This is a genomic window from Geodermatophilus maliterrae, assembly GCF_041018925.1.
Taxonomy (GTDB): Bacteria; Actinomycetota; Actinomycetes; order Mycobacteriales; family Geodermatophilaceae; genus Geodermatophilus; species Geodermatophilus maliterrae.
In genome coordinates, this window is sequence record NZ_JBFNXQ010000014.1 from 1 (window position 1) to 17474 (window position 17474).

Below are 17474 nucleotides of genomic sequence, written 5' to 3' on the forward strand. Positions count from 1 at the left end.
CGGCGGCGACCGCGTCCCGGGCGGCGGGGACGGTCCGGGCCGCCGTGGCCCGGACGCGGGTCGCGGCGGCCAGCGCCTCGCCGTACTGGTCGCGGAACCGCAGCACCTGGGCGAGGACCTCGCGCAGCGCGGCCGCGGCCCGGCCGAGGTCGGCGGCCGCCCGGCGCGACGGGCCCGACTCGGGGTCGGCCTCGGCGTCGTGCTCGGCGAGGGTCTGCAGGTACTGTCCGATGACCGCGTCGGCGTGGACGGAGAGGTCGCGCCAGTCGCTGGCCAACGAGGCGGGAGCGGAGATGCGGTGCTGAGCCCGTGCGCCACCGCCTGCCCCGGTCTCCTCCACGACGGACACGGCGTCGGGCAGGTCGCTGAGCGCGGCGTCCAGCTCCAGCATCGCCGCGGCCGCGGCCTCCCGCGCCGCGGCGGCCTCGCGCCGGGCGGCGTCCGCGTCGCGGCGCCACCAGCGGGGGGCGGCGCTCCCGCCGAGCCCGGCCATGTCCGCCTCCCCTCCTCCCCGCCGTCCCCGTCCGGCGGGGGCCGACCGGTGCTCCTGCACCCCAGCGGCCGATGCCTACCACGCCGGAACACCCTCCGTCGGGGCGGTGCTGCACCCGACGGGCGGCCGCTGCCGCCCGTTCGGCCGGACGTGTCCTTCGTCGCACGACCGGGTGCGGCGGGAACCGGTGCCTGCCGGGTCTCGTTGACAGCAGGACCCGCCTCCCGGCCGATCCGGCTCGGTCGTCCGTGCCGAACTCGTCGCCGCCTCGTCCGTCAGGCGTCGGAAAGGACCCCTTGATGCTCCGCTACTTCGGCTTCTCCGTCTTCCTGACGGTGGCCGCGCTCGTCACCGCCGTGTTCTTCGGCGGCCCGGCGGCCCTGCTGGCCGTCGCCGTCCTCGGCGTGCTCGAGGTCTGTCTGTCCTTCGACAACGCCGTGGTCAACGCCAAGGTGCTCCGCCGGATGAGCCCGCTGTGGCGGAAGCTGTTCCTCTACGTCGGCATCTTCATCGCCGTCTTCGGCATGCGGCTGCTGCTCCCGATCGTGCTGGTGTCGGTCACCGCAGGGCTGTCGATCCCCGAGGTCTGGGACCTCGCGCTGACCGACCAGCAGGCCTACGGCGAGAACGTCGAGTCCGCCGCGGAGGCCATCTACACCTTCGGTGGCATCTTCCTGCTGATGATCTTCCTCAACTTCCTCTTCGACGAGGACCGGGAGATCCACTGGCTGTCGTGGCTGGAGCGGCCGCTGGCCAAGGCCGGCAAGCTGCCCTACCTCGCGGTGATCATCGCACTGACGGTCATCTACGTCGGCTCGCAGATCGCCGACCCCGAGAAGTACTCCACCGTCCTGGTCTCCGGCATCGCCGGCCTGTTCACCTACCTGCTCATCGGCGGCCTCAACGAGCTCATGGAGGCCCCCGAGGGGGACGACGACGCCGACGACGTCACCGCGACCGGCGGCTCGACCTCCGGTGGGAACGCAGCGGGCACGGCGACCAAGGCCGTGGCCGGCGCCGGCGCGGCGGCGTTCCTGTACCTCGAGGTGCTCGACGCGTCGTTCTCCTTCGACGGCGTCATCGGCGCCTTCGCCATCAGCAGCGACATCTTCATCATCGCGCTGGGCCTGGGCATCGGTGCCTTCTGGGTGCGGTCGCTGACCATCTACATGGTCGACAAGGGCACCCTCGACGAGTACCGCTACCTCGAGCACGGGGCGATGTGGGCCATCGGCTTCCTCGCCGCGATCATGATCCTCGAGCTGCGGTTCCACATCAGCGAGTACGTCACCGGCCTGACCGGCCTGCTGTTCATCGTGGCCGCGGTCATCAGCAGCGTGGTCGAGAGCCGGCGCGAGCGGGCCGCCGAGCCCGTCCGCGCCGAGGAGCGCGACGAGGTGACCGTCGGGCGCTGACCGCGCGCACGGTCCGGCACGACGGGCCGCGGCGTGGGACCTACCGCGGCACCGGGCGAGCCCGATACGGTCCCGCGCCGTCCCCCCGTCCGTCCTGCGAGAGGAACCCGTGGCACTGCTCACCGCCGACAAGCGCGTCCTGCACGCCGACCTGCAGGGCGACCGCATCCGGGCCGCCAGCGGCTCGATGGTCGCCGTCGAGGGCACCGTCGAGTTCAAGTCCTCCGGCATGGGCGGGGGCGGCGGCATGCGCGCGGCCCTGAAGCGCGCCGTCGCCGGGGAGAGCCTCTCGCTCATGGACTGCACCGGGCACGGCCGCGTGTACCTGGCCCTCGACGCCAAGGACGTCCTCGTCGTCGACCTGGCCGGCGACACGCTCACCGTGGAGAGCGAGCACATCCTCGCCCACACCGAGCAGCTGCGCCTCGACGTCCAGTTCGCCGGCCTGCGCGGCATGACCAGCGGGCAGGGCCTGGCCACCACCACCGTCACCGGCCACGGCCAGGTGGCGATCGTGTCGGAGGGGCCGGTCATGGCGCTGGAGGTCCGGCCCGGGATGGACCTGGTCGTCGACCCCGACGCCTACGTCGGCTCGCGCGGGCAGCTGTCGATGAGCATGGTCAGCGGCGTCTCGTGGAAGTCCCTCGTCGGCGAGGGCACCGGGGAGCCGTTCTCCCTCCGCTTCACCGGGCACGGCCTGGTGCTCGTCCAGTCCTCGGAGCGCTGACCCGTGCCCTTCGACGCGGTCAACAGCAAGGTCGTCCGGGCGCGTGTCAGCCCCGCGACGCCGGTCCTCGCCCGCCGCGGCGCGATGCTCGGCTACTCCGGGCAGGTCACCTTCCGCCCCGTGCACGGGCAGGGCCGGGGCATCGGCGGCATGGCCGGCGCCGCCCTCTCCGGCGAGTCCACCCCGATGATGGCCACCGAGGGGCAGGGCGAGGTCCTCTACGGCTACAAGGGGCTGCACACCACGCTCCTCGAGCTCGACGGCAGCGCGCCGCTGGTCTGCGAGGCCGACCGGCTCCTGGTGCACGACGCCGGCCTGCAGACCAGCGTCGCGTTCCTCGGCTCCGGCGGCATCCGGTCGGCGATCAGCGGCGCGATGACCGGGCAGGGGCTGTTCACCACCAACGTGCACGGCCGCGGGTCGGTGGCGCTGCTCTCGCACGGCGGCGCCTTCCCGCTGCAGCTGAACGGCACGCAGGTCGGCGTCGACCCGCAGGCCTACGTCGGGCACGTCGGCCAGCTCACCGTCGACCTCGCGGCCAAGGTGGGTCTGCGCGACGTGGTCGGCCGGGGCTCCGGCGAGGCCTTCCAGTTGAGGATCAGCGGCTACGGCACGGTGTACGTGCAGGCCAGCGAGCAGAAGTTCTGAGGACGGCGACGATGACGTACCCGCCCGGCACCCCTTACGGCGGCCAGCCCCCCTACGGCGGCGCGCCGCAGCCCCCCTACGGCGGCCCGCCTCCGGCGCCCCACGGCGGCCCGCCCGCCGGGGTGCCGAGGACGCTCGACGCGCACACGCTGCCGGAGGACGACAACGTCAACCCCTACGTCTTCTGCGTCGCGCTGAACGGCGACTGGTTCATGAGCAAGGGCGCCATGCTGGCCTACTACGGCAACGTCCGCTTCGAGGCGGTGACCGAGTACTCCGCGGTGCAGGCCTGGGTGGCCGCCCGCTTCTCCAGCCCCGTCTACGTGCAGGACTGGGTGGTCGCCTCCGGCCAGGGCAAGGTCCTCATCGGCGACCGCGGCTTCGACCTCAACAGCTACGACCTCGACGACGGCAACCTGACGATCAAGGCGCGCAACCTCTGCGCGTTCTCCCCGCAGCTGGAGCTCAAGCAGTCGATCGTGCCGGGCTTCGTCACCCTCCTCGGCACCGGGAAGTTCATCGCCTCCTCCAACGGGCCGGTGATCTTCGTCGAGCCGCCGTTCCGGGCCGACCCGGACGCGCTGCTCGGCTGGGCCGACTGCCCGTCGCCGTCGGTGCACCACGACGCCCAGTGGATGACGCAGAGCATCCGCGGCATGCTGTCGGGCGCGCTGGGCCGGGCCTCGGGGGAGGAGCGGCAGTACGACTTCACCGGGCAGGGCACGATCCTGCTGCAGTCCTCGGAGATCGCCCGCGAGGACCCGGCGGTGCTCCGGCTCGTGGAGTCGCAGACCCAGCTGCTCACCGACACCCAGGCCGGCGCCCTCGGGCAGCGGCTGGTCGCCCGGGCGCAGCAGCAGTCCTGAGCGGCCTCCCCGGCCCGGCGCGGACGGCCGGGCCGGGGACCCCGCTCCACTAGTCTCGGGGGCCCATGCGGCCCGCCGACCTCGCCCTGCTGCGCACGCCGGGGGTGCCGACCGTCTCCCCGGACGGCCGCATGGCCGTGGTAGCCGTCGAGCGGCCCGACGTCGACGCCGACGGGTACCGGGCGCAGCTGTGGGCGGTGCCCACCGACGGGTCGGCGCCGGCCCGCCCGCTCACCTCCGGGGCCCGCGACTCCGCCCCCGCGTTCTCCCCGGACGGCCGGTGGCTGGCCTACCTCTCCGCCGTGCCGGGGGACCCGCCGCAGGTGCACCTGCTGCCCACCGCCGGCGGCGCCCCCCGCCGCCTGACCGACGCGCCGCTGGGCGCCGGGGCGCCGGTATGGTCACCGGACTCCCGGCGGCTGGCCTGGGTGGGCCCGGTGCCCTCGGACGGTGCCGACGCCGGCGCCCCCCGGCTGCTCACCCGGCTCCGCCCCGCGGGGGCCGACGAGGACGAGCACACCCGCGACCGGCCCGGCTGCGTGTTCGTCCTCGACCTGCCCGAGGACCCCGACGACGACGCCGTGCCCCTGCCGGAGCCGCGGCAGCTGACCGACGGCGCGGGCGGGGACACCGACGTCGCCTGGTCGCCCGACGGCCGGGTGCTGGCCTTCGTCTCCGCCCGCCACGCGCACGCCGACCGCGACCTCGTCCGCGACGTCTACCTGGTCCCGGCGAGCGGCGGGAACCCGCGGCGGGTCACCCGGGGCCGCGGCCGGTGCCGGACGCCGGCCTTCGACCCCGGCGGCGCCACCCTCCTCGTCACCGCCCGCCCCGACCTCGGTCCCGAGGGCCTCGACGTCGCCGGGAGCGGGCCGACCCCGTGCCGCGTGCCGGTCGCCGGCGGCCCGCTCGTGCCGCTGCTGGACCCGCAGGAGACGCACCGCGCCGACGGGACGCCCGGGACCGTCGTCGTCGACGGGGCGACGCTGGCCGGGGTGCGGCGGGCCGGGGCGGTCGAGCTGCTGCGCGTCCCGCTGGACGGACGGCCGCCCGAGCCCCTCGTCGACGGGCCGTTCACCGTGCGCGGGTTCGCCGCCGCCGGCGGGGTCGTCGTCGCGACGGTGGCGCACGACCGGTCGGCGGGTGAGCTGGTCGCCATCACGCCCGGGCGGCGCCGGCTGCTCACCGGCTTCGGCCGCGGGCTGGGGGCCACCGGCCGGCTGCACCGGGCGGCGGAGCTCACCGCCGACGCCCCCGACGGCGGGCAGGTGCACGGCTGGGTGACGGTGCCCGACGGTGCCGGCCCCCACCCGGTGCTGCTGGCGGTGTCGGGCGGCGGCTGGTCGCTCCGGGACGACGTCCAGGTCCACGCCTCGGCCGGGTACGCCGTCGTGCAGTGCGGTCCGCTGGTGTCCGCCGACGCCGCGCTGGCCGTCCTCGAGGCCGCGCTGGCCGACCCCGCGCTGGACGCCGAGCGGGTCGGCGTCCTGGGCGGCGGGCTCGCGGGGGTCCTCACCGGCCGCACCGACCGGTTCGCCGCCGCTGTGGTGGAGCGCCCGCCGGCGGGCACCCTGCCGGAGGACCTCGACGCCGTCCGCACACCCACCCTCGTCGTCTCCGCCGAGCGGGACCGGCGCTGCCCGCCGGAAGAGGGGCAGCGGCTGTTCGCCGCGCTGCAGCGGCGCGGCGTCCCCAGCGAGCTGCTGCTCTTCCCCGGCGAGGGTCTCGACCCGACCGCCGCCGACCCGGCCGCCGGCCGCCCGCGGCACCGGCTGGCCCGGCTGGAGCACCTGCTGGGCTGGTGGGACCGCTGGCTGCCCGTGGCCGAGGGTGACGGCCCGGCCGGTGAGCGAGGGGCGGGGCGGGAGGGTGGCGGCGCCCCCTAGGGTCGGGGGACGCGTCCGCCGCTCACAGAGCAGGGCCCCGCCCGTCGGGGACCTGCGGGGAGGCCCCAGTTGGTCGACTACACGAAGCGCCCGAAGTCCCCGCCGCAGCAGCAGCCGCCACCCCCGGCGCCGCCGCAGCCGCCGCCGTACCAGCCGCCACCGCCGCCGGCGTCCGGCGGCGTGGACCTGGGCAAGGTGTCGCTCACCAAGGCGTCGCCGTCGGTGTCGCTGACCAAGACGGCCGGGACGACGGGCATCCTGAGGGTCAACCTCAACTGGAACTCGAGGCCCGCGGGCGGGGGTGGCGGCGGTTTCCTCAAGCGGTTGGCCGCGGCCGCGTCGTCCGGGGCGATCGACCTCGACCTCGGCTGCCTGTACGAGTACGCCGACGGGTCGAAGGGCGTCATCCAGGCGCTGGGCAACGCCTTCCGCGGGCAGCACTCGCTGGGCGGCGGCCAGTCGATCGTGTGGCTGGACGGGGACGACCGGTCCGGCGCGGCGAGCGGCGGCGAGAACCTGCTGATCAACCTGGAGCACACCCAGCTGATCCGCCGGGTGCTCGTGTTCGCGCTGATCTACGAGGGTGTGCCGAACTGGGGTCAGGCCGACGCCGTCGTCACGATGTACCCGGCGAACGGCCCGCAGATCGAGGTGCGCCTCGACGAGCACGACCCGCGCGCCCGGCTCTGCGCGATCGCGATGATCGAGAACCAGGGCGGGCAGCTCGTCGTCAACCGCGAGGTGCGCTACGTGCACGGCGGCCAGGACGTCCTCGACCGCCAGTACGGCTGGGGCATGGACTGGACCCCCGGCCGCAAGTGAGCCGCTGAGCCCGTCCGGCGCGCCCGGGGTCACCCGCCTCGGGCGCGCCACCGCGGCCGCCGTCCTGGCAAGGTGACCGGACGACGACGGAAGGGGTCCCCGTGGTGGAGCGCCGGCTGCCCCGCTGGTCCCAGCTGAGGGAACTGGCCCGCCCGCGCGGCCCGGCCGGCGACGCCACCGATCGCCGGCTGGCCCGCGCCGCGAGCATCGGCGACCTCCGCGAGATCGCCCGCCGGCGGGCACCGCGGGCCGTCTTCGACTACACCGACGGCGCCGCGGGGGCGGAGCTCAGCCTGCGCCGCTCCCGCGAGGCGTTCCAGCGGGTCGAGTTCCGTCCCAGCGTGCTGCGCGACGTGTCCGTCGTCGACTCCTCGACCGTGCTCCTCGGCCGCCCGTCGGCCCTGCCGCTGGCGTTCGCGCCGACCGGCTTCACCCGGCTGATGCACGCCGAGGGCGAGACGGCGGTGGGCCGGGTGGCCGAGCGGGTCGGCATCCCGCACGCCCTGTCGACCATGGGGACCACGACGATCGAGGCGCTGGCGGCCGCGGCACCCGGGGTCCGCCGCTGGTTCCAGCTCTACCTCTGGCGGGATCGCGAGGCCAGTGCCGCGCTCGTCGAGCGGGCCGGCGCGGCCGGGTACGAGGCGCTGGTCCTCACCGTCGACACACCCGTGGCCGGGCCGCGACTGCGCGACGTGCGCAACGGCTTCACCATCCCGCCCACGCTCACCCCGAGGACCGTCGCCAACGCCGCCGTCCACCCCCGCTGGTGGATCGACCTGCTCACCACCGAGCCGCTCGAGTTCGCCTCGTTGCGCTCGTGGGGCGGCACCGTCGCCGAACTCGCCGACCGCGTGTTCGAGCCGGCGGCGACGCTGGACGACGTCCGTGCGCTCCGGGAGACGTGGAGCGGCGCCCTCGTCGTCAAGGGCGTGCAGACGGCGGAGGACGCGCGGGCGGTCGTGGACGCCGGCGCCGACGCGGTCGTCGTCTCCAACCACGGCGGCCGCCAGCTCGATCGGGCACCCACGCCGCTGGAGGAGCTGCCCGCGGTCGTGCGGGCGGTCGGCGACCGCGCCGAGGTCCTCCTCGACGGCGGCATCCTGGACGGTGCCGACGTGGTGGCCGCCGTCGCTCTCGGGGCGCGCGGCTGCCTCGTGGGCCGGGCCTACCTGTACGGGCTCATGGCCGGTGGTGAGCGCGGGGTGCAGCGGGCGGCGGACATCCTGGCCCGGGAGATGGCCCGGACCTTGCAGCTGCTCGGTGTGACCTCGATGGCGGAGCTGACGCCGGACCGGGTGCGCCTGCGCGCCTGATCGGCGCCGGTTGCCCACCCACCGGCGGGTTCCTAGGGTGCCGCAATGGACGTCGTCGAGGTCGTTCCCACCTTCGAGCAGTACGCCTTCACCTTCGGCGGCGTCCCCCCGCTCGTGCGGATCACGCCTGGGACGGCGTTGCGGGTGTGGTCCGACGACGCCTTCTGCGGCGCACTGCGCAAGCCCTCCGACCTGTCCGGCGAGAAGGTCGACCTGCGGTTCGTGAACCCGCAGACCGGCCCGTTCTTCGTGGAGGGCGCCGAGCCGGGGGACACCCTGGCGCTGCACTTCGTGGCGATGGAGCCGGCCCGGGACTGGGGCGCGTCGGCGGCGATCCCCTTCTTCGGCGGCCTCACCAGTACCGACCGGGTGGCCACGCTGCAGGACCCCTTGCCCGATACCACCTGGATCTACGAGCTCGACCGCACGCGCAACACCGTGACCTTCGCGGCGCTGCACTCGGAGCTGCAGGTCGCGCTCCCGGTGGAGCCGATGCTCGGCACCGTGGGTGTCGCGCCACCCGGCGGGGAGGTCCGCAGCTCGCTGGTGCCCGAGCGCTTCGGCGGCAACATGGACACCCCGCAGATGCGGCCCGGCGCCACCTGCTTCCTCGGCGTCAACGTCGAAGGGGCGCTGTTCTCCGTCGGTGACGGGCACTACCGGCAGGGCGAGGGCGAGGCCTGCGGCACCGCTGTCGAGGGCGCGATGACCACGACCCTCGTCGTGGAGCTGATCAAGGGCGGCGCGCCGCTGTGGCCCCGGATCGAGGACGACACGCACTGGATGACCGTCGGCTCGAGCCGGCCGCTGGAGGACGCGTGGCGGATCGGCCAGGTCGAGTTGGTGCGCTGGTTCGGCGAGCTCTACGGGCTGCACCCGATGGACGCCTACCAGCTCCTCTCGCAGATCGCCGAGGTGCCGATCGCCAACGTCGTCGACGCGAACTACAGCACCGTGGTGAAGGCCCGGAAGTCGCTCCTGCCCCGGGCCACCGCCTACGACGGGCTGCACGACGACCTCCGCCGCCGCGCGGCGACCCTGCGCTGACCCACCTCCGAGAGGATCCCGCATGGACCTGCAGCTGACCGGCTCCCGCGTGCTCGTGACCGGCGGGACCCGTGGCATCGGCCGGGCGATCGTCGAGGCCTTCGTCGACGAGGGCGCCGTCGTGGAGTTCTGCGCCCGCGACGCCGCGGAGATCGAGGCGACCGAGAAGGCGGTCGCCGAGCGCGGGGGCCGGGCGACCGGTGCGCAGCTCGACGTGCGGAACGGGGCGGCGCTCACCGGCTGGGTCGAGGCCGCCGCCGGCCGGCTCGGCGGGCTGGACGCCGTCGTCGCCAACGTCAGCGCCCTGGCCATCCCCGACACCGAGGAGAACTGGTACACGAGCTTCGAGGTCGACCTGATGCACACGGTGAGGCTGGCGAAGGCGGCGATCCCGCACCTGGAGCGCAGCCGAACGGGTTCCATCGTGGCCGTCTCCAGCGTCTCGGGCCGGGAGTCCGACGCCGTCTCGGGGCCGTACGGGACGATGAAGACGGCGATCGTGGGCTACGTGTCCGGGCTGGCGGTGCAGCTGGCCGGGCGCGGGGTGCGCGCCAACGTCGTCTCGCCGGGCAACACCTACTTCGAGGGCGGCTTCTGGCAGGGCATCGAGAACGGCGACCCCGAGCTGTTCACCGCGTCGCTGGCGCTCAACCCCACCGGCCGGATGGGGACGGCGGAGGAGATGGCGAAGTCCGTCGTCTTCCTGTCCAGCCCGGTGTCGAGCTTCACGACCGGCACCAACCTCGTCGTGGACGGCGCGCTCACCCGCGGCATCCAGCTGTGACCGCCCCGGCCCTCGTCCGTCCGTCCGGGCCGACCGGCTGACCGGGGGCGCCGTCGGTCGGTCACCACCCGCGGGCGCGCCACTCCGGCAGGGACGGGCGCTCGGCGCCGATCGTCGTGTCCCTGCCGTGCCCGGGTGCCGGGCCGGAGCCGCGGGCCGGCGGGATTCCGGTCAGCGCGCCCGGGTACCCGGTGCTCATGCAACTCCTCCTCACCGGCGCGTCCGGGTTCGTGGGCGGCCGGCTCGCGCCGGCCCTGGTGAAGGCGGGCCACGACGTGCGCGCCATGACCCGCCGGCCGGACGACTACGGCGGCGCAGGCACGCCGGTGGCCGGCGACGTCACCGACGAGGCGTCGCTGCGGCGGGCGCTGAGCGGCTGCGAGGCCGCCTACTACCTGGTGCACTCCCTCGGCGACGCCGAGTTCCAGCGCAAGGACGCCGAGGCCGCGCGGACCTTCGCCCGCGCCGCCGCCGACGCCGGCGTCGAGCGGATCGTCTACCTCGGCGGACTGGGCCGCGACGGCGACGAACTCTCCCCCCACCTGCGCAGCCGCCGCGAGGTGGAGCGGCTGCTCGCCTCGACCGGCGTCCCCGTCACGACCCTGCGCGCGGGCATCGTCGTCGGGCACGGAGGCGTCTCCTGGGAGATGACCCGTCAGCTCGTGGCGCACCTGCCTGCGATGGTCACCCCGCGGTGGGTGCACACCCGCACGCAGCCGATCGCCGTCGCAGACGTCGTCCGCTACCTGGTGGGCGTCCTCGAGGCGCCCGACGCCAGGGGCCGGGTGTTCGAGGTCGGCGGCCCCGAGGTGCTCACCTACCTCCAGATGCTCAGCCGGGTCGCCGACATCCAGGGCAGGCACCTGTTCGTCGTCCCCGTGCCGCTGCTGACGCCGAGCCTGTCCTCGCGCTGGCTGGCGCTGGTCACCGACGTCGACGTGACCACCGGCCGTTCGCTGGTCGACTCGATGATCAACGAGGTCGTCGTCACCGACGACGCCATCCGCACGGTGGTGCCCTTCGAGCCGATGGGTTACGACGAGATGGTGCTGGTGGCGCTGGGCGAGCGGGCGGCCGACCGCCGACGCGCGGCCCGCGTCCGCCGCGCCGGCCTGCTCGCCGGCGGCGCCCGCTCGTGAGCCGACGGCGCGGCGGCCTGCTGGCACGAGCGGCCGAGCGGCTGCCGGACCGGCTGGTCGAGCCGGTCCCGCGCGACCACCGCGAGACCGACGCGGCCTTCCGTCGCCGCCGGAGGGTGACCGCGGGGGTGGCGCTGGGGGGTGCCGGGCTGCTCGGGATCTCGCTGTCGACGAAGCCCGGCTCGCCGACCTTCTACGGCCTCACGATGGCCGTGGCCGGCACCTGGGTCGCCGGCGGCCTGGCCTCGGGTCCGCTGCACCTGGGCTGGGTGCTCACGCCCGACCACCAGCTGCGCCGCCCCGTGGTGACGCCGGTGATCACGGGGGTCGCCGCCTTCGGCGCCTTCTACGGCGCGGCCCTGGTGGCCCGCCGGATCCCCGTCCTCGACCGGTCGATCACCAGGGTCATGCGCTATGCGCACCAGGGCTCGACCCCCCTGGTGGCGACGACGGCGCTGGCCAACGGCGTGGCCGAGGAGGTCTTCTTCCGCGGCGCCCTGTACGCCGCCATCGGCGTCGATCGCCCGGTGGTCACCTCGACCGCGGTCTACTGTCTGGCCACTGCGGCCACCCGCAACCCGGCCCTGCTGCTCGCCTCACTGGTCATGGGGGCGCTGTTCGGGGTGCAGCGGCGGGTCACCGGCGGCATCCAGGCCCCGGTGCTCACCCACGTCACCTGGTCGGCGCTGATGCTGCGTTTCCTGCCGCCGCTGTTCGCCGACCGTCCCGACGCGCACGACCCGCGCCCCGCGGCCGCCTGATGCTCCCCGGACCGCCCACCTCCGGAGGAGCCTGCGGTCCGGGGCTCGGACGCCACCGGCGGTCCATCGGGCCTGGACCGCGAGGGCGCCGTCCTGCGCTCAGGCGTCCTCCGTGACGGGATGCCTCCGCTGCGGTGAGGGCGGAGCCGAGAGGCCGGAGCCCGGAGGGCTTCGACGACGCCCGCGGAGGTGACCCGTCCCCGGTCGGCTCCTCACCAACCCCGGTCGCGCCACTCCCCGAGGTGTGGGCGCTCGGTGCCGAGCGTGGTGTCCTTCCCGTGACCCGGGTAGACCCACGTCGCGTCGTCCATCGGAGCGAAGACCCTCTCCTCCAGGTCGTCCATGAGGGACCCGAAGTCGGCCGGGTTCGTCGTCCTCCCGGGACCGCCGGGGAAGAGGCTGTCGCCGGTGAACACGTGCGTGCCGGCGTCGTCCGGGCCGCGCCAGACCAGCGCGATGCTGCCCGGCGTGTGCCCGCGCAGGTGCACCACCTCGAGCACCTGCTCGCCGACGGCGACCGTGTCCCCGTGCGCCACCGTGCGGTCGACCGGCACCGGCAGGTCACCGGCGTCGGCGGCGTGCGCGACGGTCTGCGCGCCGGTGGTCGACACGACGTCGGGCAGCGCCCGGTGGTGGTCCCAGTGCCCGTGCGTGGTGACGACGGTGCGCAGGTCGGCGTCCCCGACCAGCGCCCGCAGCGTCTCCGGCTCCGCGGCGGCGTCGACGAGCAGCGCCTGCCCGGTCGCGGTGCACCGCAGCAGGTAGGCGTTGTTGGACATCTCGCTGACCGCGACCTTGCTGATGGTCAACCCGGGCAGCTCCCGGACGTCGGCCGGACCGCCCACCTCGACGTCGCCGGTGTAGCTCATCGGGCCTCCGTTCGGAATCTGTCGGCGACCGCGGATACGGTCGCCGCATGGACGCTAGCGGAGGTCCCGGCGGCGCCCGGGTCGTCGGTCTGCCGGCCACCGAGATCGCCGCGCGGGTGCGGTCCGGCGAGCTCTCCGCCGTCGCGGTGGTGCGCGCGCACCTCGCCCACCTCGCGGACGTCGAGCCGCGGATCGGCGCGTTCCGGGTGGTCCGCGCGGAGGCGGCCCTGGCCGAGGCGGCGGCGGTCGACGCCGCGCCCGACCGGTCGTCGCTGCCGCTGGCCGGCGTCCCGGTGGCGGTCAAGGACAACATCGCCGTGACCGGCGAGACGCCCACCGGGGGCTCCCCGGCCTGCCCGGCCGCGCCCGCGTCCGAGGACCACCCCGTCATCGCCCGCGTGCGCGCGGCCGGGGCCGTCGTCCTCGGGATCACGCGCATGCCGGAGCTCGGCCTCTACGCCGCCACCGACGCCCCCGGTGCCGTCAGCCGCAACCCGTGGGACACCGCGCGGTCCCCGGCGGGCAGCTCCGGGGGCAGCGCCGCCGCGGTCGCCGCCGGCGTCGTCCCCCTCGCGCTCGGCAACGACGGCATGGGGTCCCTGCGGCTGCCCGCCGCGGCGTGCGGGCTGGTGACGCTCAAGCCGGGCCGCGGCGTGGTCCCCACCCTCCCCGACGACTGGTCCGGGATGGTCGAGAACGGGGTCCTGGCCACGACCGTGGCCGACCTGGCGCTGGCCACCTCGCTGCTCGCCGGGGAGCGGCCGGGCCCGCCCGCCGCGCCCGCCGGCCCGCTGCGGATCGCCGTGTCCACCGCCCCGCTGGTCCCCGGCGTCCCGACCGACGGCCCGGCGCGGGCGGCGGTCCAGGCGGTCGCCGCCGAGCTGCGGTCGGCCGGGCACACCGTCGTCCGGCGGCGCCTGGTCGTCCCGCCGGGAGCGGCCGGCGGCACGCTCGCCCGGTGGCTGGCCGGCGCCGACTCCGGGACCGAGGCCCTGGGGATCGACCGGGCGGCCCTGCAGCCGCGCAGCCGGACGCACGCACGGATCGGCCGGCTGGTCCGCCGGGCCGGCCTGGTCCGCCCGCGGACGGCGGAGCGGTTCCGTCAGCGGATGACCGCGTTCTTCTCCGACGTGGACCTGCTGCTCACCCCGGTGACCACCGGGCCGCCCCTGCCGGCCCGGCCCTGGCACGAGCGGTCGTTCACCTCCAACGTCTGGGCCAACGCGCGGTGGGCGCCGTGGACGCCGCCGTGGAACCTGGCCGGCCTGCCCGCCCTGGTCCTGCCCGCCGGCACCCGGCCCGAGGGGCACCCCCTGGCGGTCCAGTTCGCCGGCCCCCCGGGCAGCGAGACGCGACTACTCTGGCTGGCCGGGGAGCTGGAGCGCCGGCAGCCCTGGCGCCGTCACGCGCCGGTCTTCGACCCCGCCGGGGCGCCGTCCCCGGCCTCCGTCTGAGCTGCCGCCACACGGCAACGTCGCCGTCGTCACGGATTGCGCCCGGGCGGTGACGGCGTTGCGCGTACCGACACCTCGACACCTCCACCGAACCTCCACCGTGGGCCCCGGCGAGACCGGCCGGCCCGGCTGACCGACAGGGATCACATTGGACCGTCTCGTCGTCCGCGGCGCCCGTGAGCACAACCTCAAGGACGTCCACCTCGACCTGCCCCGCGACGCCCTGATCGTGTTCACCGGGCTGTCCGGGTCGGGCAAGTCGAGCCTGGCCTTCGACACCATCTTCGCCGAGGGCCAGCGGCGTTACGTCGAGTCGCTGTCGGCCTACGCCCGCCAGTTCCTCGGCCAGATGGACAAGCCCGACGTCGACTTCATCGAGGGCCTGTCGCCGGCCGTCTCGATCGACCAGAAGTCGACGAACCGCAACCCGCGCTCGACCGTCGGCACCATCACCGAGGTCTACGACTACCTGCGGCTGCTGTACGCCCGCGCCGGCCAGCCGCACTGCCCCAACTGCGGCAAGCCGATCTCGCGGCAGACGCCGCAGCAGATCGTCGACCAGGTGCTGGCCATGGAGGAGGGCACCCGCTTCCAGGTGCTCGCCCCGGTGGTGCGGGCGCGCAAGGGCGAGTACGTCGACCTGTTCAGCTCGCTGCAGACCCAGGGCTTCTCCCGTGTCCGGGTCGACGGCACGGTGCACCCGCTCACCGAGCCGCCGAAGCTGAAGAAGCAGGAGAAGCACACGATCGAGGTGATCGTCGACCGGCTCACGGTCAAGGAGAGCGCCAAGCGCCGCCTGACCGACTCGGTCGAGACCGCGCTCGGCCTGGCCGGCGGCCTCGTCGTCCTCGACTTCGTCGACCTGCCCGACGGCGACCCGCAGCGCGAGCGCACCTTCTCCGAGCACCTCGCCTGCGTCGACGACGGGCTGTCCTTCGAGGCCCTCGAGCCGCGCAGCTTCTCGTTCAACTCGCCGTTCGGCGCCTGCCCCGAGTGCACCGGGATCGGCACCCGCAAGGAGGTCGATCCGGACCTCGTCATCCCCGACCCGGAGAAGAGCCTCGCGCAGGGCGCGGTGGCCCCGTGGGCGGGGTCGATGAGCAACGAGTACTTCCAGCGGCTGCTCTCCGGGCTGTCGGACATGCTCGGGTTCTCCATGGACACCCCGTGGGAGGGCCTGCCGGCCAAGGTGCAGAAGGCCGTCCTGCACGGCTCCCCCGACCAGGTGCACGTCCGCTACAAGAACCGCTACGGCCGCGAGCGCAGCTACTACGCCGCGTTCGAGGGTGTGCTGCCCTTCCTCGAGCGCCGCCACGAGGACACCGACAGCGAGTACATGCGGGACAAGTACGAGGGCTACATGCGCGACGTGCCCTGCCCCGTGTGCCACGGCACCCGGCTCAAGCCGGAGATCCTCGCGGTCAAGCTGAACAACCGCTCGATCGCCGAGGTCACCGGTCTGTCGATCGGTGAGGCCGCCGAGTGGCTGGGCGCGCTGGAGCTGGGGGAGCGTGAGCGGGCGATCGCCGACCGCGTGCTCAAGGAGATCCAGGCCCGGCTGTCCTTCCTCGTCGACGTCGGCCTGGACTACCTCTCCCTCGACCGGCCCGCGGCGACGCTGGCCGGCGGTGAGGCGCAGCGGATCCGGCTCGCCACGCAGATCGGATCCGGCCTGGTCGGCGTCCTCTACGTGCTCGACGAGCCGTCGATCGGGCTGCACCAGCGTGACAACAGCCGGCTGATCGAGACCCTCGTGCGGCTGCGCGACATGGGCAACACGCTCATCGTCGTCGAGCACGACGAGGACACGATCAAGACCGCCGACTGGGTGGTCGACATCGGCCCGGGCGCCGGCGAGCACGGCGGTGAGGTGATCGTCAGCGGCACCGTCGAGGAGCTGCTGGCCAGTGAGCGCTCGCTGACCGGCCAGTACCTGTCCGGCCGGATGGAGATCACCGTGCCGAAGGTGCGGCGGCAGCCGCAGCCGGGCCGGGAGCTGGTGGTCAGGGGCGCCCGCGAGCACAACCTCAAGGGCGTCGACGTGACCTTCCCGCTGGGCTGCCTGGTCGGCGTCACCGGGGTGTCGGGGTCGGGGAAGTCCAGCCTGGTCAACGACATCCTCTACACGGTGCTGGCCAACCAGCTCAACCGCGCCCGGATGGTCCCGGGCCGGCACCGGACGGTGACCGGCCTGGAGCACCTGGACAAGGTCGTGCACGTCGACCAGTCGCCGATCGGCCGCACCCCGCGGTCCAACCCGGCCACCTACACCGGCGTCTGGGACCAGATCCGCAAGCTCTTCGCCCAGACGTCGGAGGCGAAGATCCGCGGCTACCAGCCGGGGCGCTTCTCCTTCAACGTCAAGGGTGGCCGCTGCGAGGCGTGCTCCGGCGACGGCACGATCAAGATCGAGATGAACTTCCTGCCGGACGTCTACGTCCCGTGCGAGGTGTGCAAGGGCAACCGGTTCAACCGGGAGACGCTCGAGGTGCACTACAAGGGCAAGACGGTGGCCGAGGTCCTCGACATGCCGATCGAGGAGGCCGCCGACTTCTTCGCGGCGATCCCGTCGATCGCGCGGTACCTGCGCACGCTGACCGACGTCGGCCTGGGCTACGTGCGGCTCGGCCAGCCGGCCACGACCCTCTCCGGCGGTGAGGCGCAGCGGGTGAAGCTGGCCAGCGAGCTGCAGAAGCGGTCCAACGGGCGCAGCGTGTACGTGCTCGACGAGCCGACCACCGGTCTGCACTTCGAGGACATCCGCAAGCTGCTGCTGGTACTGCAGGGCCTGGTGGACAAGGGCAACTCGGTGATCGTCATCGAGCACAACCTCGACGTCATCAAGAGTGCCGACTGGCTGATCGACATGGGCCCCGAGGGCGGGTTCCGTGGCGGCACGGTCGTGGCCGAGGGACCGCCGGAGTTCGTCGCGTCGGTGCCGGAGTCCCACACCGGCCGCTACCTCGTGCCGCTGCTCGACCCGGCTGCGGTCGAGGCCGCGGCCGCCGAGCCGAAGAAGCGCGCCACTCGCAAGCGCGCCAGCTGAGCGCGGGCGCCGGTCCCGGGCATCCCGCCCGGGACCGGCGCAGCCGTGCCGGCGCTCGAGCCATCTCTGCTGGGATGCCCACCACCACGTGCCCACCACGCCCGCGGCGCCGCTGACCAGCGGGAAGACGCTCCCGGGCGACGATCACGGCCGTGTGGACGCGGGGAGCCCGGCCCTGCCCCGGGAGCCGCTCCGCTGCGA

At 74.6% G+C, this 17474-nt stretch carries 16 protein-coding genes; 13 read left to right on the forward strand and 3 right to left on the reverse strand.

Annotation, left to right across the window (positions count from 1 at the left end; genetic code table 11):
* Positions 1-493 (reverse strand): hypothetical protein (locus ABQ292_RS06770; protein ID WP_369204559.1); only part of this gene is annotated, 493 nt, incomplete at its 3' end.
* Positions 494-792: 299 nt separating this feature from the next.
* Here ABQ292_RS06770 and ABQ292_RS06775 point away from each other — a divergent pair.
* From ABQ292_RS06775 to ABQ292_RS06815, 9 genes are all read left to right on the forward strand, one after another.
* On the forward strand, positions 793-1908 hold the full coding sequence (locus ABQ292_RS06775; RefSeq protein ID WP_369204561.1) for a DUF475 domain-containing protein: 1116 nt from the start codon (positions 793-795) through the stop codon (positions 1906-1908).
* Between the two features lie 109 nt (positions 1909-2017).
* Positions 2018-2635, forward strand: coding sequence for an AIM24 family protein (locus ABQ292_RS06780; RefSeq protein WP_369204563.1), 618 nt, complete (start codon positions 2018-2020; stop codon positions 2633-2635).
* A 3-nt stretch (positions 2636-2638) separates the two neighbouring features.
* On the forward strand, positions 2639-3283 hold the full coding sequence (locus ABQ292_RS06785; protein WP_369204565.1) for an AIM24 family protein: 645 nt from the start codon (positions 2639-2641) through the stop codon (positions 3281-3283).
* 11 nt (positions 3284-3294) lie between these two features.
* Positions 3295-4149, forward strand: coding sequence for an AIM24 family protein (locus ABQ292_RS06790; RefSeq protein WP_369204567.1), 855 nt, complete (start codon positions 3295-3297; stop codon positions 4147-4149).
* Positions 4150-4214: 65 nt separating this feature from the next.
* Entirely contained in the window at positions 4215-6035 is a 1821-nt protein-coding gene (locus tag ABQ292_RS06795; protein ID WP_369204569.1) for a S9 family peptidase, read from the forward strand.
* Between the two features lie 69 nt (positions 6036-6104).
* Complete coding sequence (locus ABQ292_RS06800; protein WP_369204571.1) at positions 6105-6857, forward strand: TerD family protein; 753 nt, start codon at positions 6105-6107, stop codon at positions 6855-6857.
* Positions 6858-6958: 101 nt separating this feature from the next.
* Positions 6959-8173 (forward strand): alpha-hydroxy acid oxidase, encoded by a 1215-nt coding sequence (locus ABQ292_RS06805; RefSeq protein ID WP_369204572.1) that lies wholly within the window; start codon positions 6959-6961, stop codon positions 8171-8173.
* Positions 8174-8218: 45 nt separating this feature from the next.
* Complete coding sequence (locus tag ABQ292_RS06810; protein ID WP_369204574.1) at positions 8219-9220, forward strand: acetamidase/formamidase family protein; 1002 nt, start codon at positions 8219-8221, stop codon at positions 9218-9220.
* Positions 9221-9242: 22 nt separating this feature from the next.
* Complete coding sequence (locus tag ABQ292_RS06815) at positions 9243-10004, forward strand: SDR family NAD(P)-dependent oxidoreductase (protein WP_369204576.1); 762 nt, start codon at positions 9243-9245, stop codon at positions 10002-10004.
* A 61-nt stretch (positions 10005-10065) separates the two neighbouring features.
* Here the strand turns inward: ABQ292_RS06815 and ABQ292_RS06820 are convergent, their stop codons facing one another.
* Positions 10066-10203 carry a hypothetical protein gene (locus tag ABQ292_RS06820; RefSeq protein WP_369204578.1) on the reverse strand — a complete coding sequence of 46 codons (138 nt, stop codon included), beginning with the start codon at positions 10201-10203 and terminating at the stop codon, positions 10066-10068.
* Between ABQ292_RS06820 and ABQ292_RS06825 the strand changes: the two genes are divergently transcribed.
* On the forward strand, positions 10202-11143 hold the full coding sequence (locus ABQ292_RS06825; protein ID WP_369204580.1) for an NAD(P)H-binding protein: 942 nt from the start codon (positions 10202-10204) through the stop codon (positions 11141-11143). The two genes, ABQ292_RS06820 and ABQ292_RS06825, sit on opposite strands and share 2 nt — an antisense overlap.
* Positions 11140-11904, forward strand: coding sequence for a CPBP family intramembrane glutamic endopeptidase (locus ABQ292_RS06830; protein ID WP_369204582.1), 765 nt, complete (start codon positions 11140-11142; stop codon positions 11902-11904). The genes ABQ292_RS06825 and ABQ292_RS06830 overlap by 4 nt, the downstream gene beginning before the upstream one ends.
* A gap of 212 nt (positions 11905-12116) precedes the next feature.
* Here ABQ292_RS06830 and ABQ292_RS06835 read toward each other — a convergent pair whose 3' ends face one another.
* Complete coding sequence (locus ABQ292_RS06835; RefSeq protein ID WP_369204584.1) at positions 12117-12773, reverse strand: MBL fold metallo-hydrolase; 657 nt, start codon at positions 12771-12773, stop codon at positions 12117-12119.
* Positions 12774-12820: 47 nt separating this feature from the next.
* Here ABQ292_RS06835 and ABQ292_RS06840 point away from each other — a divergent pair, with 47 nt between their 5' ends.
* Both ABQ292_RS06840 and uvrA read left to right on the forward strand, forming a co-directional pair.
* The gene (locus ABQ292_RS06840) at positions 12821-14227 is read left to right on the forward strand and encodes an amidase (RefSeq protein ID WP_369204586.1); all 1407 of its coding nucleotides are present in this window, start codon (positions 12821-12823) and stop codon (positions 14225-14227) included.
* 148 nt (positions 14228-14375) lie between these two features.
* Complete coding sequence (uvrA, locus tag ABQ292_RS06845; RefSeq protein WP_369204588.1) at positions 14376-17273, forward strand: excinuclease ABC subunit UvrA; 2898 nt, start codon at positions 14376-14378, stop codon at positions 17271-17273.
* Positions 17274-17474: the final 201 nt, after the last annotated feature.